The organism is Rothia sp. (in: high G+C Gram-positive bacteria), from assembly GCF_030540545.1.
GTDB lineage: Bacteria > Actinomycetota > Actinomycetes > Actinomycetales > Micrococcaceae > Rothia.
Map to the genome: position 1 here is coordinate 284,803 of NZ_JAUNVZ010000001.1, position 24,720 is coordinate 309,522.

Here is a 24,720-nt window from a genome sequence, read left to right on the forward strand (position 1 = left end):
CGCACGCTCTAGATTTTTTGCCAAAATGGGGCTTCTCGGGTGCGCATCAGTGGTGATATCGGATAAAGTAATAGATGAGAAACTTTTGAAGTGTGCCGGTGTGTGCTCACTAAAGGGTACGTGCCGACATGGTTTGAAAATCTCACTAAGACCAGGCCGCCACGTAATGTGACGGCACCACTTCGACGAAGAAGGACTCCTGTGGACCTTTTCGAATACCAGGCGCGCGATCTCTTCGCTAAGCACGGCGTACCCGTGCTCAAGGGCATTGTTGCGACCACCCCTGAAGAAGCAAAGGCAGCAGCTGAGGAGATTGGCGGTCTGACCGTCATCAAGGCTCAGGTGAAGACTGGCGGCCGTGGTAAGGCCGGTGGCGTTAAGCTGGCTCGCACCCCCGAGGAAGCTTATGAGCATGCACAGGCAATCCTGGGCATGGACATCAAGGGCCACACCGTTCACCGTGTGCTGGTTGCTGAAGGTGCGGACATCGCAGAGGAATACTACTTCTCCCTGCTGCTGGACCGCGCAAACCGCTCCTACCTGGCAATGTGCTCGGTTGAAGGCGGTATGGAAATTGAGCAGCTGGCTGCTGAGCGTCCCGAGGCACTGGCAAAGGTAGAGGTTGACCCGCTGGTTGGCATCGACGCTGCTAAGGCTGAGGAAATCGTAAAGGCTGCTGGCTTCTCCGAGGAGCTGCAGGCTAAGGTTGCTCCCGTACTGGTCAAGCTGGGCGAGGTCTTCACCAAGGAAGACGCAACCCTGGTTGAGGTGAACCCGCTGGTTCAGACCCCCGCCGGTGACATCCTGGCTCTGGACGGCAAGGTTTCCCTGGACGACAACGCAGAATTCCGCCAGCCCGAGCACGAGGCTCTGGTGGACAAGTCCGCTGAGAACCCGCTGGAAGCAAAGGCTAAGCAGCACGATCTGAACTACGTGAAGCTGGACGGCGAGGTCGGTATCGTGGGTAACGGTGCTGGTCTGGTGATGTCCACTCTGGACGTCGTTGCATACGCTGGCGAGAACCACGGCAATGTGAAGCCCGCTAACTTCCTGGATATTGGTGGTGGCGCTTCCGCTGAGGTCATGGCTGCAGGTCTGGAAATCATCCTGGGCGACGAGCAGGTCAAGAGCGTGTTCGTGAACGTCTTCGGTGGTATTACCTCCTGCGACGCTGTGGCTAACGGTATCGTCAAGGCTCTGGAGATTCTGGGCGACGCAGCAACCAAGCCGCTGGTTGTCCGCCTGGACGGCAACAACGTTGTAGAAGGCCGCCGTATCCTCAGCGAGGCAAACCACCCGCTGATCGTACAGGCAGAAACCATGGACTCCGGTGCCGACAAGGCAGCAGAGCTCGCTCACAAGGCCTAATCGCCAGCAAAGGATTTCAAGGAAAAACTATGTCTATTTTCGTGAACAAGGACTCTAAGGTCATCGTTCAGGGCATTACCGGCGGCGAAGGCACCAAGCACACCGCTCGCATGCTCGCAGCAGGCACCAACATTGTGGGCGGCGTGAACGCTCGCAAGGCTGGCACCACCGTATCCCACAAGGATAAGAACGGCAACGACATTGAGCTGGACGTTTTCGGTTCCGTTGCTGAGGCTATTGAGAAGACCGGCGCTGACGTTTCCATCGTCTTCGTTCCGCCGGCCTTCACCAAGGCTGCAGTGCTCGAGGCTATCGAAGCTAAGATCGGCCTGGTTGTCGTGATCACCGAGGGTGTTCCGGTTCAGGACACCGCTGAGTTCTGGGCCGCTGCTAAGGCATCCGTGGACGAGAACGGCAAGCAGATCACCCGCATTATCGGCCCGAACTGCCCCGGTATCATCACCCCCGATGAGTGCCTGGTGGGTATCACCCCCGCAAACATCACCGGTAAGGGCAAAATCGGTCTGGTTTCCAAGTCCGGTACTCTGACCTACCAGATGATGTTCGAGCTGGCTGACATTGGCTTCACCACCGCTATTGGTATTGGTGGCGACCCCATTATCGGTACCACTCACATTGACGCTCTGGAGGCTTTCGAGGCTGACCCCGAGACCGAGGCTATTGTGATGATTGGTGAGATCGGTGGTGACGCTGAGGAGCGCGCTGCTGAGTACATCAAGGCTCACGTGACCAAGCCGGTTGTTGGCTACGTTGCAGGCTTCACCGCTCCCGAGGGTAAGACCATGGGTCACGCGGGTGCGATTGTTTCCGGTTCTTCCGGTACCGCACAGGCTAAGAAGGAAGCTCTGGAAGCTGCAGGCGTGAAGGTGGGTAAGACCCCCTCCGAGGCTGCTGCTCTGATGCGCGAAATCTTCGCAGCTAAGTAAGCTCTTTAGCTAAAAGTCGCCCGGGATAGATATTCTATCCCGGGCGACTTTTTGCTGTATTGGGTTCACGTCACGGGGCGTGAGCATGTAAGCTAGTAGTAGCTCTTGTAGAAAATCCCCCGCTCCTGTATCTGACACAGTGGCGGGGGATTTTCCTTAAACCAGGGACTAGCCCAGGGTTGTACCGAAAATGGTACCCAGCAGGTAGGTCACACCAGCTGCACCCAGACCGATGAGAATCTGACGCAGACCGCGCTTGAGCGGAGAAGCACCCGAAAGCAGACCTACAATACCGCCCGTAAAGCCCAGAGCGGCGGTCACAAAAAGCAGTGAAAGCACCATTGCCCACACACCCGACATGCCGAAAATATAGGGCAGAATCGGCACCAGAGCACCCGAGGCAAAGAAACTAAAAGAAGCCGCCGCAGCACCAATATCGGTACCCAGAGCCACGTTCTCCTCTTCCTCCTCAGCCTCGGGGTTGAAGGATAGGGAAGGGTCGCAATCGCAGTTCAGGGCGCCCAGACGCTCCTGGGCACGGTGATGGGCTGCCTCATCGTCCATGCCGCGAGCCTTATAAATCAGCTCCAGCTCATTAGCGTTAATATCCAAATCCCCGGCCACCTGCAGCGTCACCTGAGTCGGCTGGGACGCATCCAGCAGCTCACGCTGAGAGCGCACCGATACGAACTCACCGGCAGCCATAGAGAGCGCGCCGGAGAGCAAACCGGCAACACCCGAGAGTAGAACCATTGAAGAGGAAGCACCCGAGGCGGTAATACCAATGGTCAACGCCAGGTTGGAGACCAAACCGTCATTGGCACCAAAGACCGCGGCGCGGAAATTACCCGAGAGCTTCTCGCGGCCGCTGGTTGCCAGGGCGCGAATAATCTCCTCATGGATTGCCTCATCAGCTGCCATTTCTTCGGTAGCGTCCGGGTCCTCAGCGTAGGGGGAGCGGGACTCCGCCATCTGAGCCATCGCCAAAATGAACACCGAACCGAAGTGCTTTGCTAAGAATTGCAGGGTTGCTGACGAGAAGGAGGGGCGTGCGGGCGGGTTGGCGTGCTCGCCGAGCATATCGCGCCAATGCTGCTGGTGGCGTTTCTCGGCTTCGGCAACCTGCATGAGGATCTCTTTATCGCGTCCCTCGGCGCGCTGTGCCAGGTATCGGTAGATGCGCGCCTCGGATTCCTCATCGGCAAGGTAGCGGCGCCAGCGCTTAATCTGTGCCTGGGTGGGAGCTTCAACGGCGCTATGGCGTGCGGGCTCTTTAATGGTGTCGGGGCTGACGATTGATTGTACGCTTACCGGTGCCTGTGCGCGCTGTACGTGCACAGTGGTGCGGCGGTTATAGCGTGCTGGTAGTGCCGGTGCGCTGGAGGTTACCGGTCGTACGTGCAGTTGGGATGTGGAGGTAATGCTTTCATTGCGGGTGCGCACCAGGGGGGTGACCTGTCCACGGGAGCGTTCGTTGCTCTGCTGAGTCTCGCTTACCTGGGTGCTGGTGGACGTGTCGCGTGATGAGAAGTGCTGGGGGATGTTTTCGGTGCTCATGCTGTCTTTTCTGCTGCGGTGCTTTGTGAATTCTGCCTGTTAGTTCTAGGGTACGCGCTTGTGGGATGCTTAATCCACCAAGCTCATCGGTGCGCTAATGTTCGTTCCGGCGAAGATTTGACAGGAAGGCTTCGAAATTCCTGACAGACAATAAAGAAATATATTGTCATATTGGGTGTAATCCTTGACGCGAACAAGAGGGTGAAATAGCTTTATCTCTAAGATTATGTACTCAGCTGAAGAGGGTGGAGACTATGAAGAAAGCTGAAGATCGGGTGTACGAATTGCACGGAATGAACCCTCCTCGTAAGGAATCAGCGTGGTTTAAGATTCCACGCGGTCTCTCAATGGCATTGGATTTTCTGTGGAGTTATGCAATGGCTACATTGTTCTTTGCTCTTGTCTTGCAGAAGCCCTGGCTGGGAGCAGGAGTGTATATCCCCGCCTTCCTGTGTGCTACTGCCTGGAATGTTGTAATTTACTGGGGTAGATACCGAAAAAAGAAGTGAGTAAAAGCCTGTGGGGCGAGTAGATGTACTACTCGCCCCACAGGCTTTTAGCTAGGTAGCTTTTCCCTCACAAGGCTTTAGGCGATTTCGCCTTCGCCGTTCTCCAGGAATGCGCGGATGAACCACTGGAACTTCTCCAGCTCAGCGGTCTGACCGATGAAGATATCCTCGGTTACGGGGTCCTTGCCGGACACAGCCTCAATAGCTGCACGGTGAGCCTCGATCACGCGGGTGTAGACCTCGTTCAGAGCCTTCAGATGGGTGGTCACGCGTGCGCGACCCACTGCGTAATCCTCAACGGAGCGTGCTGCAACCAGCGCGCCAGCCAGACCGTTGGGGGATGCACCCAGGGTAGCCATGCGCTCTGCAATGGTGTCAACGAACTCGCGAACGGTATCAACCTGGGGATCAATCATTTCGTGCACTGCGATGAAACCGGGGCCAATCACGTTCCAGTGAGCGTGCTTGAGCAGCAGGTGCAGGTCGTTCAAATCGTGCAGGCGTGCCTGCAGAACCTCGGAGAGCTCCTTGCCCTCTTCCAGGGACAGACCGGGTGCGGTGTACTTTGCGTATGCCATGAGATTTTCCTTCGTTTGATGGTTCTCTATGAGTTCTTTGTGTCCGGGCCTGTGCTCCCGGGCGTTGATTTAAGTAAACCACTCCGGGCGCACCGATGCAAGTCTTATTTTGATAAGTTCATAATAAGCCATCTATGACCCTCGAGAGTGTATAGCCTAAGTACTTTCTAGGACGCGTATCACCGTGCGCAAGTAGCTATGGCAATGCTTAGGGAATCAGTGCGCTAATAGCCTCTACCGAAAGCTCCTCGTGCTTAAAACGTGCATCACCCAGCTCATCGGGAACCTGTAGCTCGCCGGGCACCACAATCACACGCATACCCGCAGCACTTGCCGAACGAACACCCGAGGGGGAATCCTCAATAGCCACGCACAGCGCCGGGTCAACATCCAGCTTCTGTGCTGCCAACAGGTACGGCTGAGGATCCGGCTTGGGGTGAGTAGTCTGCTCATTACCAATCACCGCACGGAAAACGCCTGCGGGAGCCGCATTGGCAGTGCGCTGGGCAATGGCAGTGGTCGCATTGGTCACCACCGCGGCAGGAATATCGGCACGTGCAATCTGCTCAAGTAGGGGAGCAATGCCGGGCAGGAATTCCACGCTCTGAGTCGCCAGGGCCGAGTGCACCTTAGCCACCAGAGCATCGTTCATTTCACTATCGGGAAGGTCTACCCCGCGCTCGCGTAGACGATCCAGGGTGAACTTCATGGATAGGCCCAAGCAATCCAGGGTGTCCTGCTCGGTCCATACTCCGCCGTGCTCTGCCGCGAGCTCCGCCTTTGCGGCTGCCCATACGGGTTCGGTGTCGACCAGGGTGCCGTCGTGATCAAAAAATATTGCCTGCAAACTCATATTTCTAGCTTAACCCCTGGCGGCGCGCACAACCCAGTGCTGATTTGCCTCATTTTCATCTGAGGAGGTGGCGCATTTCAGGAGCGCGCGAGCCACCTGTTCTCGCGGAATAAAGGGCACGGGAGCAATTTTTAGATGCTTCTGACCCGGATGCACCGCCAAGAGGTCGGGTGTGAGTGAGCTGGGGGAGTTGGTGAGCATGCCCGCGTATACATAGCTCAATTGGGTGTCGCCGGACTCAAGTAAAGTATCAGCGGCATTTTTATCCCCAATAATCGCGCGCATTACGCTGTGGCGAGCCAGCTTAATCGCCAGCGGCGCGCTGTCATATGAGGCGCCCGAGCCGATCGAAGAGAGAAGCACTAAGCGCGGCACTCCCGCAGCGCTGACCGCCTGCACAATGGGCGGTAGATTGCGGCGCATAAAATCGGTACGCAGCATATTCTTGAGCAGTGAATCCTGTCCCAGGGTGCTAATGGCTGCATGCGCTCCGCGGGCTGCTCGGGTGAGTGCGGGGATATCCTCTAGCTCTCCTCGGATAATGCGTAGATTGCTGTGCTCCGGTAATACGGCACGGGCTTTGAGTTCATTGCGTACATAGGCGGTGACGTGGTGGCCGCTCTCAAGAGCGAGAGTGGTCACCAATTGGCCGGTGCGCCCGGTGGCGCCACATATCAGGATATTCATGCTTTGAGTATAGGCTCTTGGCTGCCCGTGGTCCTTGTCAGTGAATCGCTCTTAGGCTGTCAGAATCAGTCCGCATACTGGCAAAAAATCTTGAGTGAAACCCTTGCCAAGTAAAGTTGAGTGCGGTAGACTCAATATAGATGATTATAAAGGGCGCATAAGAGAGCGTCCTGAACACTAAACACAAGGATAATAATGGACGCTAAATTCACCACCAAGAGCCAAGAAGCGCTCTCGGCAGCACAAAATAACGCGCACACCGCGCACAACCCCGCCATTGAGACCTCCCATATTCTCAAGGCGCTCATGGACCAGCGAGAAGGCGTAGCCGTCGCAGTCCTCAAGGCAGCAGGTCTGGACGTGGAGGCAATCTCCACCGCCGCAAGCACCGAAATTTCCAAGCTGCCCAAGGCATCCGGCTCCTCCGTGCAGGAAGCCAACTTTAGCCGCAACGCCATCGCAGCCATTAAGGCAGCGCAGACCCGCGCAGAAGGCTTTGGTGATAGCTATATTTCCACCGAAATGCTGCTGCTGGGCATCGCCAGCGGTAGCGACGATACTGCGCGCGCCATGCAGGCACTGGGTGCCACCGCAGAACTGATTGCACAGACCATCCCGAACGTGAGAGGAGACCGCACCGTGGACACCCCCGATCCCGAAGGTACCTTCCAAGCACTGGAAAAGTACGGTACCGACCTGACCGCCATTGCACGCGCAGGCAAGCTCGACCCGGTCATTGGCCGCGATAGCGAAATCCGCCGCGTGGTGCAGGTACTCTCCCGCCGCACCAAAAACAACCCCGTGCTCATCGGTGAACCCGGCGTGGGTAAGACCGCCGTGGTCGAAGGTCTGGCTCAGCGCATGGTCTCGGGCGACGTACCCGAATCTTTGCGCGGAAAGACCCTGATCAGCCTGGATCTGGGTTCCATGGTCGCCGGCGCAAAGTACCGCGGTGAATTCGAAGAGCGCCTCAAGGCTGTACTCGAAGAAATTAAGAAGTCCGAGGGTCAGATCGTGACCTTCATTGACGAAATGCACACCGTGGTCGGTGCAGGCGCCTCCGAAGGCTCCATGGACGCGGGCAATATGCTCAAGCCCATGCTGGCACGCGGTGAACTGCGCCTGATCGGTGCAACCACCCTGGATGAGTACCGCGAAAATATTGAAAAGGACCCGGCGCTGGAACGCCGCTTCCAGCAGGTCTATGTGGGCGAGCCCAGCGTTGAAGACACCATCGCCATTCTACGCGGTCTGAAGGAACGCTACGAGGCACACCACAAGGTACAGATTGCCGACTCCGCCCTCGTGGCAGCAGCAAGCCTGTCCAACCGTTATATTCCCTCCCGTCAGCTGCCCGATAAGGCAATTGACCTGATTGACGAGGCAGCAAGCCGCCTGCGCATGGAAATTGACTCCGCACCGGAGGAAATCGACCAACTGCGCCGCGCCGTGGATCGCCTGACCATGGAAGAGCTGGCTCTGGAAGGTGAAAACGACCCGGCATCGCTGGAACGCCTGGCAGCATTGCAGGCTGATATTGCCGATAAGAAGGAACAGTTGGACGCCCTGAACGCCCGCTGGGAAGCTGAAAAGGCAAGTCTAAACCGAGTGGGCGATATTAAGACTCAGATTGATGAGCTGCGCTCCCGCGCCGAGGTCGCTCAGCGCGATGGCGATCTGAACGAGGCATCCCGCCTGCTCTACGGCGAAATTCCCGCCCTGGAGGCACAGCTGGCTCAGGCTCAGCGCGCCGAAGACGAGGCAAAGGGTGACACTATGGTCTCTGACCAGGTGAGCGCCGACGATATTGCTGAGGTCATTAGCTCCTGGACCGGTATTCCCGCAGGTCGCATGCTGCAGGGCGAGTCCCAGAAGCTGCTGGATATGGAAGAGCGTCTGGGCTCCCGCCTGATCGGTCAGAAGGACGCCGTCACAGCCGTAGCGGATGCTGTTCGCCGCGCTCGCGCCGGTGTCTCCGACCCGAACCGCCCCATTGGCTCCTTCCTGTTCCTGGGCCCGACCGGCGTGGGTAAGACTGAGCTGGCGAAGGCTCTGGCTGAGTTCCAGTTTGATGATGAGCGTGCCCTGGTGCGTATCGATATGAGCGAGTACTCCGAGAAGCACACCGTTTCTCGTCTGGTTGGTGCCCCTCCCGGCTATGTCGGTCACGAAGAGGGCGGTCAGCTGACCGAGGCGGTTCGCCGTCGTCCCTACTCTGTGGTTCTGTTGGATGAGGTGGAGAAGGCCCACCCTGAAGTCTTCGATATTCTGCTGCAGGTGCTCGATGACGGTCGTCTAACTGACGGCCAGGGTCGCACCGTGGACTTCCGCAATGTGATTCTGATTCTGACCTCGAATTTGGGTTCGCAGTTCCTGGTGGATCAGCAGATGCCATTCGAGGAGCGCACCAAGAAGGCTATGGAGGTTGTGCACCGTTCCTTCCGCCCCGAGTTCTTGAATCGTCTGGATGAGATTATTATGTTCGAGCCGCTGACTGCGGAGAACCTGGGTGAGATTGTTCGCCTGCAGGTCAAGAGCATGAATAAGCGTCTTGAGGATCGTCGTTTGACTCTGGATGTCACCGAGGGTGCCCTGGCGTGGCTGGGTCTGACCGGCTACGACCCGGCGTTTGGTGCTCGCCCGCTGCGCCGTCTGGTTCAGCGTGAGATTGGCGATCGTCTGGCTCGCGGTATTCTCTCCGGCGAGTTCGTGGATGGCGATACCGTGACGGTGGATGTGAATGATGATCCGCAGTCCCCGTTGGCGGGCCTGGTGCTGAAGGCTCAGCGCTAAAAGATCCTCTCCGAGTACTGGGTTTTGCTCTACTACCCAATAGTGAATAGTGTGGGCGGGTGGGTTATATAACCGACCCGCCCACACTATATTTTATTGATGAGCTAGATAGTATTTCTTGAACTTTTCATTGTTCTCTTTAAAATCATCTAGATCTTTTTGCAGCTGCGTCTCATTCTTTTTAATAAGGGGTAGCTGATATGCTGCTTCAAGATCAGCAAGCTTTTGAATTGCCCCGGTATCTACAGCGCATTGCGCTTCAATGCCGGCAACTCGAATTTCCTCTTCGGTGAGAGGGCTATCCGAAAACTTTGGACTTCCGTCACCAATAATTGCTTTCTCGCCCTCATGGCTCCTGAGAATATCGGGGTCTGAGTCAATAGTTAGTCCTTTATCTCTAATACAGGAAATCCAATCCTTTGTTGCCTTATTCCATTCGGGATCTTGTTTTGCTGATGCGCGAGCTTGAACTTCCAAATTGCGTGCGAGGGGAACCCGACCGACGGTGCCGATTGAATTGAGGGTTTCTTTGGCTTTGTCCTCACAGCCGAATTGTGCAGGATTAGCGCCATTACCTCGGGGCGTACGCTGGGTGTAGCCGTTTTTGGCAGCGAACTCAGGGTTCCAGGAGGCGTATTCGCGCCCGGTACCGTCAAGGCGTAGAGATCCAGGAGCTTCATACGCCGCTCCATTTTCGGTAAAACAATTTTTGATCAGCAAATCGTGAGTTTTATTGTAGTAGCCTTCAATACCAATATGCAGGTATTCATCAAGAGGCTTAATAATACGATTATTGCTATAGTCTAGAGTCGCGTGTGCAGATGTGTCTTTTTCTGCAGCTGGATTATTGGAAACGCTGGAACAAGAAACCAGAAAAATAGGAATTACTGCTAGCGCACCAAACTTCTTCAGGGTTTTTTCATTCCTATCTACTTTCTAAGAAGGGCGGGAGAGAATCGGGATTTCCCTCCCGCCCTTGTATAAATATATAATTATTTACTCATCACAGCGCTGATATGAAGAGATGCGATCATTCCAATCGCCCCAATGAGTGCGGCCTGCGTAGTAACCGGCAAGAGTCGAGAAGTCTTGTCCATTGGTGTAGAAATAGTCCCCACCGTATCCGGCGTGATCATACATGCGGTAGCATTCGTGATAGCTGCGGAACGAAGTTACCTGGTCGTTGAACGCATCCCCAATATATGCTGAAGAAGCATATGCATTGGTATTGTGGGACCAGCCCGTGTACCATGCGTCCTTATAGAAGACGATGGCCTAAGACGGGGCTGAGGATGCGAGAAGTATGCCTCCTGCAAAGACAAGTGATAGTAAGTTGCGAACCTTCATGGTTTCGTCCTTTCAGCGTGATATGATGAAGAGCGGTCTTTGCTCTCCGAGAAGCGAGCACGCTGTTGTACTCAACTGTCTATCAAGTTTTATAGGTTTGTTACATATATCCCCCTTGAGAGTAGGTCTACGCTGATATATGTAGAGTAATACACAAAACTCTCGGTGTGTCATGCGACACGCCGAGAGTTTTGTGTATTGGGTAATTATTCGGAGAGATTCAGCGTGAACGTGGGCTTGAGAGCAGATGCGAAGTGCTCATGATGGCTAATAAAAAGCACAGCACCCTCATATACGCTCAGCACTTGAATCAGCCAATCCAGAGTAGAGGCATCCACATTATTGCTCGGCTCATCCAAAATCAGCAGACGAGGCGCCGGGGCGCTCAGCAGAGCGCACGCCACCGCCGCACGGAACTTCTCCCCACCGGAGAGCACACTCACATCCTTCTGCACCGTATCCGCGCGGAAAAGCAGGGAAGCAAGAGCATCACGAATCTCCTGCTCACTCAGTCCGGGATTCACCCGCGCAATAGCCTGCAATAGGCTCAAACCCGACTCGAACCTTAGCCGCTGCGGAATATACCCAACATCACCCGTTGCAAGTCGAGCCTCAAAACGCTCATTACGGTGCCCCGCAGCAGCCAGCTCAAGCTCGGCAGAAGAACCGGTAGGAGCGCTGGCTACAATAGTGCGAATCAGAGAAGTCTTGCCCACACCATTACGCCCGCTAATACGCACACGATCCCCGTAATTCACCAGCATATGAGCACCGCTTTCCCTGTCCACAAGGCTCAAAATCTGCTGATGGGCATGGCCGGATAAGGCGGGCATACGGAAATACACATGCTGCTCTTTACGTACAGCCCGCTGAGCCTGCTGTTGCTTCTGTTCGGCACGTTCACGGGTCGTATCGTGCACCCTCTGAGCCCTGGCAGCGGCAGACTGGGAGGATTGCTGCATGAGTCGCTTGAGCAGCTTATCGTTTTCCCCGCTGTGACGCACCTGGGAGGCAGAACGCGCACTACGCTCCTGCGCACGCACCCATTCACGCTGCTGCTTGCGAGCCTCGGTTTTTGCTTCCTGAGCTTCTTTCGTCGCCTGCTGTTGGGCGGCGTGTACCAGCTGCTCATAGTCGGTGTAGGAGCCCGGATAGAGAGTAAATTCGGTACCTTCGCGCCCGGAGTAGAGCTCAAGAATATGGTCACAGATATCCAGCAGCTGCTTATCGTGACTGACCATGAGCACCGGAATACTCAGAGCTTGAAGACCTGTCAATAATTCTGCCTGAGCGGCGGAATCTAGGTTATTACTCGGCTCATCAAGAATAAGCATTCTAGGATTCGGGTAGAGTGCAGCCGCCACAATAGCACTCACCAGCTGACCGTCAGAGAAACTCTCCACAGGACGAGCAAAGAACTCATAGAGCGCCGCACTCTCCAAACCCTGATAATCCAGGGCAGGGCCGAAAGAGCGCTCGCATAGATAAGCGTGTACCCGCTCGGCACAATCCCACTCATTGCCAATCAGCTCATAGAGCTCAGGCTCATATTCGCCCTCTTCCACGCGCTGTAGTGCATCCAATATGGCGGTAATACCAAAAATATCCGATAGACTGCGATAGCGATCCAGCCCCAAATCCTGCGGCACATAGGCGAAGGGCTCGGGTACGCTCACCGAGCCACGCGAGGGCTTAAGCTCACCAATAATGAGCTTAAGCAGGGTGGTTTTACCGGTGCCGTTATCGCCCACAATACCGGTAATTCCGGGCGGAATGACCAGGTTCAGGGAATCAAGTAGAGGCGCCTGACCGGGGTGCGCGTAGGTGCAATGAGAGAAGCTGATATTCATCATCTGGGCTGTCATATTCCTCCTGGGGAGCTTCAACGCTCGGATAGGCGGGTGCAGTACAGATAGGGGAGAGGCGGCCCATAGTGAGGGCATGAAAAAACCTCGCCGGCGGCGCTATATAGCGTTAAAGATTCTGGTGCACCCGAACAATGTACGGGGTCTAGTCAACACGGGATCACGCTGAAGGTGATGGCCTGTGGATTAGATATTCACCGGATTCTTCTCTTTCGACGAGGGATAAAGTCAGGCACGATTGGCACGCCTATAGCCATTCTATACCCACTTTTACTCCACAAGCAAGCATCCCGCATATGGTGCTGGATGCAGGGGAGAGGAGATACTGGAAAATAAAATGCGAAGAGCCTGGGTATATGGGTGCCAGACTCTTCGCACATAGAAATAAATTAATTATTTTTTCTTCTTCGGAGAGTACCATGAAGAAAGGGAGCAATGAGCACTTGCATAGTCGCCGGTAGCTTCCTGATGGTCTACAACTTCACCGTCGACCTTGATTGTGCAGGAAACACTAGTCGCTCGTTCGTTGAGGCTGAAACCGGTAGAAGCGCTCAGAGAATAATACTCATGTCGTGGAAGCTCGATAGTCTTTGACCATTCGCTGGAAAAATCTTCACTGCTGTGAGTGCTCAACGTGCCATGTGAAACGTCAGCATCTCCATTAGAGGTTACCAACAGTTCAACCTGGTAGGTAGATGGGGTAGTTATACGGGTTTTAGCAGGAGTTGTTTCCTGCTTAGCAACTGGTGTTTGAACGTTTTCCTGTTTGGGCGCTGCAGGAGCTGCTGCAGAAACATTCGCCTGTGCAGGTGCAGATGCTGCTACAACACTTTTCGAAGCACTAGCAGATGCCTTAGAAGAAGAGCTTGAAGCACTGGCACCAATGACCAGAGCACTACAACCGGCAAAGAGAAGCGCCATACCCGCGCAGCCGCCACCGAGTGCCCACAGCCAGGGCTTGCTCTTTTTCTCCGGAACCTGTTGCGGGTAATAGACCGGTATCTGCTGCGGCTGCTGATTATTAGGGGACGAGAAATTATCCTGAGACATAATAAACCTTGAGTGAATAGTAATATTCTGTTACTCCACGTGACATAGTGGAGTAACAGAATATTGAATGTGTTTTACTTACCGTAGCCCCAGTCAATCGGCTTGGAGCAGGTTACAGAGACATGATCGCCACTTGCATCGTGGGATTCGTGCTCCACACCATCAATAAGAACGGTGCAGCTCATTTCAGTAGCACCATCGATGATATCGCTAGAACCGTAGGCGCTATAGTAATCACGGCCCTTAACCTCTACAGTCTTAGACCATTCGCCATTGAATTTTTCGCTGCTGGTAGAACCAGAAGGACCGTACACGACAGAGGCAGGGCCATTGGACTTAAAACGGAATTCTACGGTGTGAACCTTGTCGGCTTCTGCACTAGCAGAGCTAATAGTATCGGAAGTAACCTTTGCAGCGCCACCAATAAGAGCGGTGCATCCTGCAAAGAGCAGAATAATAACCAGGCAGCCGCCGCCCAGGAACCAGAGCCAGGGACGGGACTTCTTAGCTACGGGTGCGCTGGGGGGGGGGGAGTAACAGTAGACATGGAAAACTCCAATCGAGTGAGATATGTGAGTGGTGAAGGGCGCGTTATTGCGCCCATCATGCGATTAGTATAGCTGAAATTCACAGGGTTCTGTTCTTAAACGGTCACTCGCTGCCTATAGAGTTGGGTCACATAAGTTTATGGCCTGGTTATACGTCCGAAGAGGGAAAACCGGGAAGGAATACCGTGTAGAGGTATCCATCCCGGTTCTTACTTAGTTCTGAGGTGCTTAGGAAAGGTCGAGGTCGTCCAGTAGGAGCTCTAAAGAAGGACCGACCATGCCGCGCCATAGGTAGGTGACCTTCGCATCCGCACGACCCGGGCCACCATTAATTACACCCACCGGCTTACCCGCACGCAGCATATCCAACACCATCTTATAGCCACTCATCACAGCCACCGAGGTACCCACCAGCAGCAGACCCGAAGAGCTCTCCTGCAACTGCTTCAAGCGTGCCTTACGATCAGCAGGAACAGCCTCGCCAAAATACACAACATCCGGCTTCATACTCAAACTACCGCACAGACGGCAACCAACCATCGTGAAATCCCGAACCTGCTCCTCCGAAAGGTCCACGTCACCATCGGGATTCACCCGCAAATTAACTTCTTCCAGTCGCTGCAGGTAGCCCGGGTTCGCATCCTCCAGGCGACGGTCAAAAGACTCGCGGCTCTCAAACTCACGGCAGCTTAGACACTGCACGCGACTCATATCCCCGTGCAGCGCCAGCACATTATCAGCGCCCGCATCCGCATGCAGACCATCCACATTCTGAGTCACAATAGCGCTCAACGCACCGGCAGCCTGCAACTCCGCCAGAGCATAGTGCGCACGATTCGGGTGAGCCTGCTTCATACGACGCCAACCCACATATGCACGCGCCCAATAGCGCAGGCGCGCCGCATCATCGTACATAAACTCCTGGTAGGTCATCGGGCGGTGATCGCGTAGAGCACCCTGAGGGCCACGATAATCCGGAATGCCAGACTCGGTACTGACACCCGCACCGGTCAAAACCAGCACATTCCCCGCGCGCAGCATAGAGGCAATACCGGCACGAGCGGCATCATTATCAATGGGCGTATCAGAATCAGAAACCACGCGCGCAATGGAACGCAGGGCAGCACGATGCACCGCGGCAATCTCTTCATTATCAAAAGCGGAATCGGTCCAGCGCGCCATGAAACTCCCTGTGTCTACTGAGCCCGCTCTATGCCGGGCAAAACTCTCATCCACCATAGTAGAGGCTTGAGGCGGTGCTCGCGCTCGCTTATACCCTCAGCTAAGCTCGCCCCGAGCGATATCGGGTACAGAAGGTGCACACATAATTCCCAGGGAATACACATGAGCTACACCCTTCAAAGTGGGATATTCGGCGAGGTCAAGAGGCTATTATATTGAAGTATCTGTGCTGTGTACCCGATACATGGATCGCGCGGCGCAGAGCCGATAGTGAGAGTTATCTACCCGTCTATTTTCGTCAAGGAGGCGTGATGAGCGTTCCCCCGCAGCACCCCAAACAGAATCAGCCCTACGGTGCTGCTTTCGACCCGGATGCGCCCTTTGACCCCAACGCACCCTTTAACCCGGTGGCACCGAGGTATGGGCAGCAACAGCAGCAAAATGGCCAGGGCTACGCGCAGCCCTCACCCTATGCCCAAGCCGCGCCCCTGGCGCCTCAAACCCCGCAGCGATCCGCCTACGCTCAGAGTGCCTATGCGCAGAATGCGCACGGGGCGCAGCATCATAGCGGTCCGTTGGATGCACCCTACGCCCACACCATCGAAGAAGAAACCAAACCCATCTGGCCTTGGGTCAGTGCCGGCGTGGGTGTTGTGGTGCTCGTGCTGATTGTGGCTGTGGTTCTTGCCTTTAGCGGCGCTCGGGGTAACGCGCCCACGCCGGCGGCAAGCGCCATTTCCTCACCGAGTCCCTCGGCGACCCAGGGTGTATCGGTGACTCTCAAAGTTCAAAGCAATGGTGCAGCGGATATTAGCTATGGCAGTATGAAGAACTCTTCCAAAGCCAAGGACTCTATCAATGGTGCTTGGTCTAAAGATGTACATATTCCCGCAGGTCAGGATTATTTCGTCAGTGTATATGCCCACGGTGCTGATAGTATCAGCTGCTCTATTTTTGTGGACGGCAAAGAGGTCGATACTAAAAGCGCCACGGGATCCAGCTCAAGTGTGTACTGCTCAATTCCCCTTGATGTGCTCAACCAGAAGAATAAGGTCTAGGCTGAGCTACTAGCCTTTATATACTCTGCGCCCCGGATACATGTGTATCCGGGGCGCACCTCTTTAAAACCTTGCCAAGGGGAGAGATAGGGTCATATAGAGAAAAGTTTGCGTCATATTCAGGAAACATTCAGAAAATACTCATAGGATATAAAGGTAGTGTGTTATCTGGCTCCGGCTATCGGTTGGGCTGGATAATCTGACAGACCATATACACCGTACTGAAAGAGAGAGTTATGAGCATCCCACCGCCCAATAACGCACCCCAGCCCGGTTCTGAACCTCAGAACACTGCACCCCAGGCACCTGCAGGCGCTGTGCCTGCGGTACCTCCGACTCCCGCTGGCGCTCCCGCTCCGGGCGCACCCCAGGGCGGTTACGGCTACGACCCGAATGCTCAGGCATCCTACCCGCAGCAGGCACAGCAGCCCTACGCTCAGGATCCCAACGCTCCCTTCGTACCCCCGGCATATCAGCAGCAGCCCGGTCAGCCCTACGGTCAGGACGCCTACGCAGCGGGCCCTGGCGGCTACGCTCAGCCCACCGGCGGTTACGCACCCTATAGCCAGTACCCGCAGGAGCCTGCCGAGAAGAAGCCGATCTGGCCTTGGATTGCCGGCGGTTCCGGTCTGCTGGTTATTGTTCTGGTTCTGGTGCTTGTGCTGGTCTTTAGCATGAACGGCAAGAGCACCCCGGATGCACCCGTGACCACGGCAGCAGATACCACCAGCGCATCCGCAGAAACTTCTAGTGCTTCTGCTTCGGCGTCCTCGAGCTCCAGCAGCTCTTCCTCTGCTAGCGCGAGCGCTTCGGCATCCTCTAGCTCTTCTTCTGCGTCAGCACCCCAGGCTAGTGGCGATAAGCTGCCTCGTTACGCTCCCGATGGCGCGAAGAACGACGATAAGGTCAAGGTCAAGGTCACCGCTAAGGTGACCGGCAAGGCTAAGATCCGTTACGGCGCTTCCGGTTCCACCAGCACCGAAGAAGTTACTAATAGCGAGTTTGTGAAAGAAGCCGAAGTCACCCGTAAAGATGGCTACGATCTGGACGTTAGCGCTGACTACAATGATGATGCAGCTGAGGTGAGCTGTGCTCTGAGCGTTAATGATCAGGTGATTTCTCGTTACTCTGCTAAGGGTGCTAGCTCCTCGGTACAGTGCTCGATTCCGATGGAACACAAGATGCCCGAGCTCTACAACCGCGACTACATGCGCAAGGGCAGCGACTACGAGGGTGAAGAGGTAAACATCGAGGCGAAGGTTACTAGCAATGGTAATGTCCGTCTCTCCTACGGTCCCACCGAGGCAAGCAACCGTATTAAGCACAAGGGCGATTGGTCCACCACTGCAAAGCAGGAACGTCGCGAGAGCTATAGCGTATATGTGACGTCCAGCTATGAAGATGGCGCAACCGAGATGAGCTGCACCATTCTGGTCAACGGCAAGGAAGTTGCTAAGAATACTGCAACGGGTAAGAACAGCAATGTAACCTGCACTATTCCTTACGAAGCTCGCCATAAGAGCTAAAAGCTACTATTCCTCGCGCATAATATACACTCATGGGTTTTTAGGTATACGTCCTAGAAACCCATGAGTGTATCTTAATCTTGAGCTGAGATTTAGGGTTAATAAACTAAGGATGTACTGGCTAAAAACCCGCGAAATTCCGCGGATTTTTAGGGATTTTCACCGCTTCGACAAGGACGTAGAAAAATACTGTGAAGAGCTGGCGTTTTGACGCCCAAAATCCACACATAGACATACAAAAATTGTTAGGATAATTCCATGAACACTAAGAAACTCACTTCTTTTGGCGCAGCAGCCGCGCTGACCCTCTCCATGAGCGGTGCAGCTCTGGCTCCCGTCATTGCTGTCGAACCCGCCGTTGTAAGCACTGCAGCCGGTGCCTCCGTAGGTAGCGGCCAGGTGCAGCTGTCCAGCACCTGGAACCAGGGCGAAGCCCTGACCATTGCGGGCACTAACTTTCTGAACGCTACTGGCCAGCCCGTTGAGGTTATTATTGCCTTCGCCGGCCCCAATGGTGTGATCACCGTTAACGGCCAGCAGGCATTTAGCGTAACCGCGGATGCCGCCGGTGCTTTACTATCAGCGTACCCTGGGATGAGGCACTGACCGACCAGGTCTCTGTGAGCGTATACGTTGGCCCCTCCGATCTGTCCATTTCTCCCGTGGTTGTGGGTCAGGTCAGCATTGTGAAGGCAACCCCGACCGAGCAGCCCAGCGAGCAGCCCACCGAGGCTCCGACTACCGCTCCGAGCGAGGCTCCTTCTGAGGCTCCCAGTGAGGCACCGTCGGAACAGCCCACCCAGGAGCCGACTGCCGCTCCCACTGAGCAGCCCACCGTAGCTCCCAGCGCTTCCTCGAGTGCATCTGCTGAGGCTAGTGCCTCTGCGTCTACTTCTGCGCCCGAAGCTGACGCGGATGTAGCAATCCACGAGGATGCCGCTGGAGATAAGATGGAATCTGCGGAGAACGGCGAGTCCACCCGTTTCGCTAATTGCCGCGAGGTGCGCGAGGCAGGCCTGGCGCCGATTCGCTCCGATCACCCGGACTTCCGCAAGAAGTTCGACCGCGATAATGACGGTATTGGTTGCGAGTCTGACTCCGACTGGGGTCGTAGCTCCTCCTCTTCTGATTCCTCGAGCACCGGTGGTTCTTCGACCACTACCTCCAGCTCTTCGGGCTCCCTGGCTAAGACCGGTGCTAATGGTGTAGCAAGCGCCGCAGGCCTGGGTCTGCTGGCACTGGGTGCAGGTGCTGCTGTTATCGTGCGTGCACGCCGCCAGAGCTAACAGGGCGCGTACACGTCGCCAGAGCTAAGTATTAGCATAATTGCATATATATGTGTTTTGGGTGTGCCTAGCGTTCAGTTGAGCCTCATCCAGCACAGCTAAAACACAGCAATCGAACAGCCCCCACTTGGCAAAATGCCGGGTGGGGGCTGTTTTGCGTCCAAAAATAACGAAAACTTATACAGAGAAAACCCTAAACACAGGCGAGGCACAGATTCGGGCGGAAAGATAGAACTAAGCAGAAACGGGGCACACCCGATACAACACGAAGTACAACGAAAGAAGAAGATGATGACCTTCCTGCCTATGGCAATCGCCGACCTACTGGCCATCGCGGCATTGTGCACCATCTACCTGATGCGCCACCGTAACCGCGAAATGGCACTGTCCTACACCATTATCAATGTGGGTGTCTTCGCCGTTACCGTAGCCATGGCAAGCGCCTCCACCACCAGCGCGGCGCTGGGGCTGGGACTCTTCGGTGTCCTTTCCATTATCCGCCTGCGCTCCACTGCCTTGAGCCAGCGGGAAGTTGCCTACTACTTCGTGGCTCTGGCAATGGGTCTGATTGCAGGTATCAATATTGACCCCGCTTATATCGCCTATAGCCTGATGGGTCTGCTGCTGGTCATTATGGCACTGGCAGACGGCAGCATTAAGAGTACTGCTCAGAAGAGCCAGATTATTACCGTAGACCGCGCTCTTAGCCGTGAAGAAGAGATTATTGCTTATCTGAATGCACGCCTGGGCTACTCGATCAGCTCCGTAAGCATTAAAGAAATTGACCTGATCAACGATAAGACTATCGCTGAGATTCAGTACAGTGTACCGGCATATGCACCGGTAGAAGCAGCGCAGAGTGCACCGGCTGCTCTAAGCGCCACCCGCGTACCCGCAGCCTACTAAAGATGTATAGACCCGTTATACGGGTTACTTAAGGAGAGAAAATGCGCCCTTTTGAAACAATCACCCACCCGAATTGGCAGAACACTATCGCCACCGCATTTTCTCCGCGCCCAACCACCAGAGAGGATATCAAAATGGCACTCGTACCCACCTACTGGCAGAGCATTAGCCTGGAGGACATGAACGCTAAGGCCGCCATGCAAACCCGAATCGACCGCAAGTACATTGTCGAGGCACGCTACGCGGCGGCAGTCATGGCAGAGCTGAACGCGGATGCCGCCGTCATGGAAATCAACGGCCAGCGTGAGTTCTCCTACGACTCGGTCTACTTCGATACCCCCTCCCTGGCAAGCTACCGCGCTGCCGCAACCGGTCGCCGCAACCGCTTCAAGGTGCGTACCCGCAGCTACCTGGATAGCGATTTGAGCTTCCTGGAAGTCAAGACTGAGGGTGAGCGCGCCATGACCGTAAAGGAACGCATCCCCTACCAGATTGAAAACCGCGACCGCCTGACCCGCGAAGGCCTGGACTATGTTGCCGAATCCCTAACCGGACTGCTGGAAGAACCCGTGACCAATCTGGAACCGGTACTGACCACCGAATACAAGCGAACCACGGTGTTTTTGCCCCAGAGCCAAGAGAACCCGGTGGACTCGCGCATGACCGTGGATACCTCCCTGGCGTGGACCTCCCTGAGCGAAAACGCCCTGCTGTACAACGTGGACTTCGGTAACTACCACGGCCGTACCCTGGGTACCCGCTACACCGCACCGGGCATGGTCATTATTGAAACCAAATCCGGTACCGCCCCCTCGGTTGCCGATAAGCACCTGTGGAGCGCGGGAATCCGCCCGGTGAAGATCTCCAAATTTGCTACCGGCATGGCTGCGCTGAACCCGCAGCTGCCCGCCAATAAGTGGAATCGCGTGATTGAGCGCTGGATGCAGCTCTCCCCGCAGGGTGTGCCCCTGCAGGATCCGATCAGTGCGGCTATTCCGCTGGTTCGCTAAATACTTTTGATATAAAACTCACTCACTTATAGAAGGAACATTCTCTATGATGAACGCCAATATTCCTAATACTCCTCAGCCGACCAAGAAGAGCTGGCAGGTAGCCACCGGCGCCGCCCTGATCGCTTCCTTAGCGCTCGCGGGCTGCTCGGCAACCGGCACCAACCTCGCTGCAAGCACCTCGGGTGCCAACGCGACAAGCTCCTCCAGCGCGGCGGCAAGCAGCGATAGCGGCGCCTCCTCGAGTTCGCTCTCCTACACCAAGAGCGGCCAGAAACTGGATGTAAAAACCCACTACTCCGCCAAGGATAGCCAGGTAGACGCCTCGAATGCGACCGCCGTGAACCTCTCCTCGCCCAGCGCCACCACCGGCGTGAGCGTAGAAAATGGTGTGATCACCATTAACGCCGCCGGCACCTATAAGCTCTCGGGCGAATACAGCGGCCAGATCAAGGTCGAGGTAACCAAGAACGACAAGGTCACTCTAATCCTGGACAACGCCACTATTAGCAATAGCTCCGGCGCTGCCATCAATATTGTGCAGGCAGATGAAGTGGTACTCTACACCGCATCCGGCACCACCAATACCATCAGCGACGGCTCCAGCTATAGCGCGACCGGTGAGAATGACCCGGACGCAGCCATCTACTCCAAGGCCGATCTGACCCTTGCCGGTGAAGGTAACCTGAAGGTCACCGGCTCCTATCAGGAAGGTATTCACACCAAGGACGGGCTGGTAATTGCCGGCGGCACGGTTGATGTCACCGCCAAGAACACCGGTATTAAGGGCAAGGACTACGTGGATATCCTGGGCGGTACTATCAATGTCACCGCACAGCAGGACGGTATTAAGTCCACCAACTCCACCGAGGATAACCGCGGCTGGACTCGCATGAGCGGCGGTACCGTGACCATTTCGGCGGGCGATGACGGTTTCAAGGCCGAGCACACCCTGGAAATCTCCGGCGGTACCCTGAACGTGACCAAGTCCAATGAGGGTATTGAGGCGCAGTACATCAATATTCTGGACGGCACCGTGAACGTCACCAGTAGCGACGACGGTATTAATGCCTCCTACACCGAGAGCAGCTCGAGCACTACCTCTACGAGCTCTTCTCAGAATAGTCAGGGCTCGGCGAATGCGCCCGGTGGTATGGGTCAGCCCCCTGCCGGTTCTCGAGGCGGCAACTCTAATGGCGGCGGTATGGGTAATGGCGGCCCCGGTGGTATGGGCGGCGGCCACGGCACTTTCGCTGTGGTGGATGCAGCCGTGAATATCCTGGGTGGTACCGTGACCGTCAACGCCAATGGCGACGGTATTGACTCCAATGGCGTCGCAACCCTCTCGGGCGGTACTGTGACCGTCAACGGTCCTTTCACCGGTGGTAACACCTCCCTGGATACTAATGGCGATCTGCTGCTCAACGGCTCCACCGTGGTTGTAGCAAACGCCGGTGATATGTTCGAGGCACCCGCAAGCACTTCCACCAGCGGCTATGTGAAGGTCACCGGCTCCTTTAAACAGGGCTCGACCGTACAGGTTGCCGACTCTTCCGGCAAGGTGGTGGCGAACTATAAGGTCAGCTCCTCCAGCGCAAAGCTGGTCATGGTCTCCTCGAGCGCCATCACCAAGGGTCAGTCCTACACCGTCTATAGCACCACCTCTAGCGTGGACGCGAATGCCACCTCCGTGGCATCCGGCGCCATCAAGGTGGGTACCGTAACCGCCTCCTAATAGCGACAGAAGCTACGCCCGCTCTCGATACTCTCGAGAGCGGGCGCGGCGGTTAATAGGGGCAGCGGGAAGCGATGTGAAAATAAAACGCTCATTCTTCGTGAGCCCGCTCTGCTCAAGCCAGCCGCCTTAAAGAGCGATGAAGCGGAATAATATATGCCTGCACAGCCATAATTTGAGGAAAAGCGCATAAATATCGCCCGCGAACAAGACAGAAGGCGGGTTAACAAGGTACCCTGTATAGAGAGAAAAGACTGTTAAACGATCCGCGCGCACTCCTAACGTGCACAGCGGACAGGATGGAAGAAGGGGGTCACGCCATGGGGCGCGGCCGTCAGAAGGCTAAGGCAACTCGTCAGGCTCGAGAGATGAAGTACTCCATTCTCGAAACCGACTATAGCGCACTCGAGCGCGAGCTCAGCGGCGCAAAGAAAAGCGACACCTCCGCAAAGTCGACCCGTCGTGCACGCGATGAGGACGACGACTACTCAGCATACGCTGAGAAATACGCCAACTACGGCGACGAGGACTAATCGCTTCATATAGCACCCCGGCGGATACCCACGGTATCCGCCGGTTTTACTTTAAGTTTCTCAACCACTCGCACAGAAAACACACCCAAACTAAGAAGAGCATAAACACAGCACAAGTTCCTGCACAGCAAAAGCACAGATATACAAAGAATGTATAGACTATACGACTAAAGTCTGCTCCTAGTGAGGCGTAAAACCTAGCTAGAGCATCGGTCAAACACAGCTAAAAAGCCCGGAAAATCAAGGAAGATACGGGGTGCAACTACAGGGGTGCACCTAAAAATGTAGCTCATAGCCGGTGCATAGCTTCTACACGATAAACACAAAAACTAGCCTGCGATTCTAGAACCATGAACAACGCAGAAAACACTCAGGTACAGAACATTCAGGCAAACGACGCAGAGCAGAAAAAAGCTCAGCGCAAGAAAATTACTCGACGCGCACTCATCGGCGGCGGCGCAGCAACCCTGGCAGTAGCCGGCGGCGGCGCACTCTGGGCATACGACCGGTATCTGGCCGAACACACCCAAATCTCAGACACCACCGCCTACGAGGCAGCACAGCGCTCCTCCAACGCAACGGCAGGCAATAGCGCAGCAGCAAGCACCGAAGCCCTCACCGGCGTGAAGGTCAGCGACAAAACCCTCACCGCCAATGAAGGCTCGATCAGCATCAAGACCGTGGTCGAAGGCAGCGGATCCAACCAGATCACCAGCTACTACGCCGAAGCCAAACTGAACGACGCAACCCTGCTACGCGGCGCATTCGCCAATAATAAATTCGGCCAGAACATTATTGACACGCCCAGCAATATCTCCAGTCAGCATAATGGCGTCTTCGCCATCAACGGCGACTACTACGGCTTCCGCACCACCGGCATTGTCATCCGAAACGGCGTAGCCTACCGTGACGCCGGTGCTCGCGAAGGTATGGCGTTCTACCGTGACGGCAGCGTAAAAATTTACGACGAAACCGCCACCAACGCCCAGACTCTCATCAATGAGGGCGTGTGGAACACCCTCTCCTTCGGCCCGGCACTGGTCAAGGACAGCCAGGTCGTTAGCGGTATCGACTCGGTCGAGGTGGACACCAACTTCGGTAACCACTCCATCCAGGGCAACCAGCCGCGAACCGGTATCGGTGTACTGGGGAAAAATCACTTCCTGTTCATCGTCACCGACGGCCGCTCCCAGGGCTACTCGCGCGGCGTGACCATGCCCGAATTCGCCCAAATGTTCAAGGACGCTGGATGCACCGCCGCCTACAACCTCGACGGCGGGTTCTCCTCCGCCATGGTCTTCAACGGCTCCCTGGTCAATAAGCCCGGCGGCGGCACCAAGGAACGCGGCACCAGCGACATTCTCTACATTGCGAAAGCATAA

General features: G+C 55.5%; 21 protein-coding genes. 12 read left to right on the forward strand and 9 right to left on the reverse strand.

Annotated features, from left to right (window positions below; all coding sequences use genetic code 11):
• Positions 1–201: 201 nt before the first annotated feature.
• Complete coding sequence (sucC, locus tag Q4P78_RS01340) at positions 202–1,368, forward strand: ADP-forming succinate--CoA ligase subunit beta (protein ID WP_303338501.1); 1,167 nt, start codon at positions 202–204, stop codon at positions 1,366–1,368.
• A 29-nt stretch (positions 1,369–1,397) separates the two neighbouring features.
• Positions 1,398–2,315 carry a succinate--CoA ligase subunit alpha gene (gene sucD / locus Q4P78_RS01345; RefSeq protein WP_303338502.1) on the forward strand — a complete coding sequence of 306 codons (918 nt, stop codon included), beginning with the start codon at positions 1,398–1,400 and terminating at the stop codon, positions 2,313–2,315.
• Between the two features lie 168 nt (positions 2,316–2,483).
• On the opposite strand, the gene Q4P78_RS01350 is transcribed toward sucD, so the two are convergent.
• The 4 genes from Q4P78_RS01350 to Q4P78_RS01365 form a co-directional block, all read right to left on the reverse strand.
• Positions 2,484–3,872 (reverse strand): VIT1/CCC1 family protein, encoded by a 1,389-nt coding sequence (locus Q4P78_RS01350; RefSeq protein ID WP_303338503.1) that lies wholly within the window; start codon positions 3,870–3,872, stop codon positions 2,484–2,486.
• A gap of 586 nt (positions 3,873–4,458) precedes the next feature.
• Positions 4,459–4,959 carry a Dps family protein gene (locus tag Q4P78_RS01355; protein ID WP_303338504.1) on the reverse strand — a complete coding sequence of 167 codons (501 nt, stop codon included), beginning with the start codon at positions 4,957–4,959 and terminating at the stop codon, positions 4,459–4,461.
• 208 nt (positions 4,960–5,167) lie between these two features.
• Positions 5,168–5,806, reverse strand: a complete 639-nt coding sequence (locus tag Q4P78_RS01360; protein ID WP_303338505.1) for an HAD family phosphatase — start codon at positions 5,804–5,806, stop codon at positions 5,168–5,170.
• A 15-nt stretch (positions 5,807–5,821) separates the two neighbouring features.
• A complete protein-coding gene (locus Q4P78_RS01365; protein ID WP_303338506.1) occupies positions 5,822–6,499 on the reverse strand; it encodes an NAD(P)-binding oxidoreductase in 678 nt (225 codons plus the stop codon).
• Positions 6,500–6,694: 195 nt separating this feature from the next.
• Here Q4P78_RS01365 and clpB point away from each other — a divergent pair, with 195 nt between their 5' ends.
• Complete coding sequence (gene clpB, locus Q4P78_RS01370) at positions 6,695–9,292, forward strand: ATP-dependent chaperone ClpB (RefSeq protein WP_303338507.1); 2,598 nt, start codon at positions 6,695–6,697, stop codon at positions 9,290–9,292.
• Between the two features lie 93 nt (positions 9,293–9,385).
• Here the strand turns inward: clpB and Q4P78_RS01375 are convergent, their stop codons facing one another.
• The 5 genes from Q4P78_RS01375 to Q4P78_RS01395 all read right to left on the reverse strand — a co-directional run bounded on the left by Q4P78_RS01375 (position 9,386) and on the right by Q4P78_RS01395 (position 15,284).
• Entirely contained in the window at positions 9,386–10,012 is a 627-nt protein-coding gene (locus tag Q4P78_RS01375; protein WP_303338508.1) for a hypothetical protein, read from the reverse strand.
• A gap of 833 nt (positions 10,013–10,845) precedes the next feature.
• Complete coding sequence (locus Q4P78_RS01380) at positions 10,846–12,504, reverse strand: ATP-binding cassette domain-containing protein (RefSeq protein ID WP_303338509.1); 1,659 nt, start codon at positions 12,502–12,504, stop codon at positions 10,846–10,848.
• A 393-nt stretch (positions 12,505–12,897) separates the two neighbouring features.
• Positions 12,898–13,554 (reverse strand): hypothetical protein, encoded by a 657-nt coding sequence (locus Q4P78_RS01385; protein WP_303338510.1) that lies wholly within the window; start codon positions 13,552–13,554, stop codon positions 12,898–12,900.
• 74 nt (positions 13,555–13,628) lie between these two features.
• Positions 13,629–13,868, reverse strand: coding sequence for a hypothetical protein (locus Q4P78_RS01390; RefSeq protein WP_303338511.1), 240 nt, complete (start codon positions 13,866–13,868; stop codon positions 13,629–13,631).
• A 462-nt stretch (positions 13,869–14,330) separates the two neighbouring features.
• A complete protein-coding gene (locus tag Q4P78_RS01395; RefSeq protein ID WP_303338512.1) occupies positions 14,331–15,284 on the reverse strand; it encodes a Sir2 family NAD-dependent protein deacetylase in 954 nt (317 codons plus the stop codon).
• Between the two features lie 311 nt (positions 15,285–15,595).
• On the opposite strand from Q4P78_RS01395, the gene Q4P78_RS01400 reads away from it, so the two are divergent.
• From Q4P78_RS01400 to Q4P78_RS01440, 9 genes are all read left to right on the forward strand, one after another.
• On the forward strand, positions 15,596–16,342 hold the full coding sequence (locus Q4P78_RS01400) for an MmpS family transport accessory protein (RefSeq protein WP_303338513.1): 747 nt from the start codon (positions 15,596–15,598) through the stop codon (positions 16,340–16,342).
• Positions 16,343–16,578: 236 nt separating this feature from the next.
• The gene (locus Q4P78_RS01405; RefSeq protein ID WP_303338514.1) at positions 16,579–17,868 is read left to right on the forward strand and encodes a hypothetical protein; all 1,290 of its coding nucleotides are present in this window, start codon (positions 16,579–16,581) and stop codon (positions 17,866–17,868) included.
• A 258-nt stretch (positions 17,869–18,126) separates the two neighbouring features.
• Positions 18,127–18,474, forward strand: a complete 348-nt coding sequence (locus Q4P78_RS01410; RefSeq protein WP_303338515.1) for a hypothetical protein — start codon at positions 18,127–18,129, stop codon at positions 18,472–18,474.
• Between the two features lie 14 nt (positions 18,475–18,488).
• A complete protein-coding gene (locus tag Q4P78_RS01415) occupies positions 18,489–19,154 on the forward strand; it encodes an excalibur calcium-binding domain-containing protein (protein ID WP_303338516.1) in 666 nt (221 codons plus the stop codon).
• A gap of 288 nt (positions 19,155–19,442) precedes the next feature.
• Positions 19,443–20,060, forward strand: a complete 618-nt coding sequence (locus Q4P78_RS01420; RefSeq protein WP_303338517.1) for a DUF4956 domain-containing protein — start codon at positions 19,443–19,445, stop codon at positions 20,058–20,060.
• Between the two features lie 134 nt (positions 20,061–20,194).
• Entirely contained in the window at positions 20,195–21,070 is an 876-nt protein-coding gene (locus Q4P78_RS01425; RefSeq protein WP_303338518.1) for a polyphosphate polymerase domain-containing protein, read from the forward strand.
• Positions 21,071–21,116: 46 nt separating this feature from the next.
• Positions 21,117–22,805 (forward strand): carbohydrate-binding domain-containing protein, encoded by a 1,689-nt coding sequence (locus Q4P78_RS01430; protein WP_303338519.1) that lies wholly within the window; start codon positions 21,117–21,119, stop codon positions 22,803–22,805.
• A gap of 320 nt (positions 22,806–23,125) precedes the next feature.
• Positions 23,126–23,338, forward strand: a complete 213-nt coding sequence (locus Q4P78_RS01435; protein WP_303338573.1) for a DUF3073 domain-containing protein — start codon at positions 23,126–23,128, stop codon at positions 23,336–23,338.
• 350 nt (positions 23,339–23,688) lie between these two features.
• Positions 23,689–24,720, forward strand: coding sequence for a phosphodiester glycosidase family protein (locus Q4P78_RS01440; RefSeq protein ID WP_303338520.1), 1,032 nt, complete (start codon positions 23,689–23,691; stop codon positions 24,718–24,720).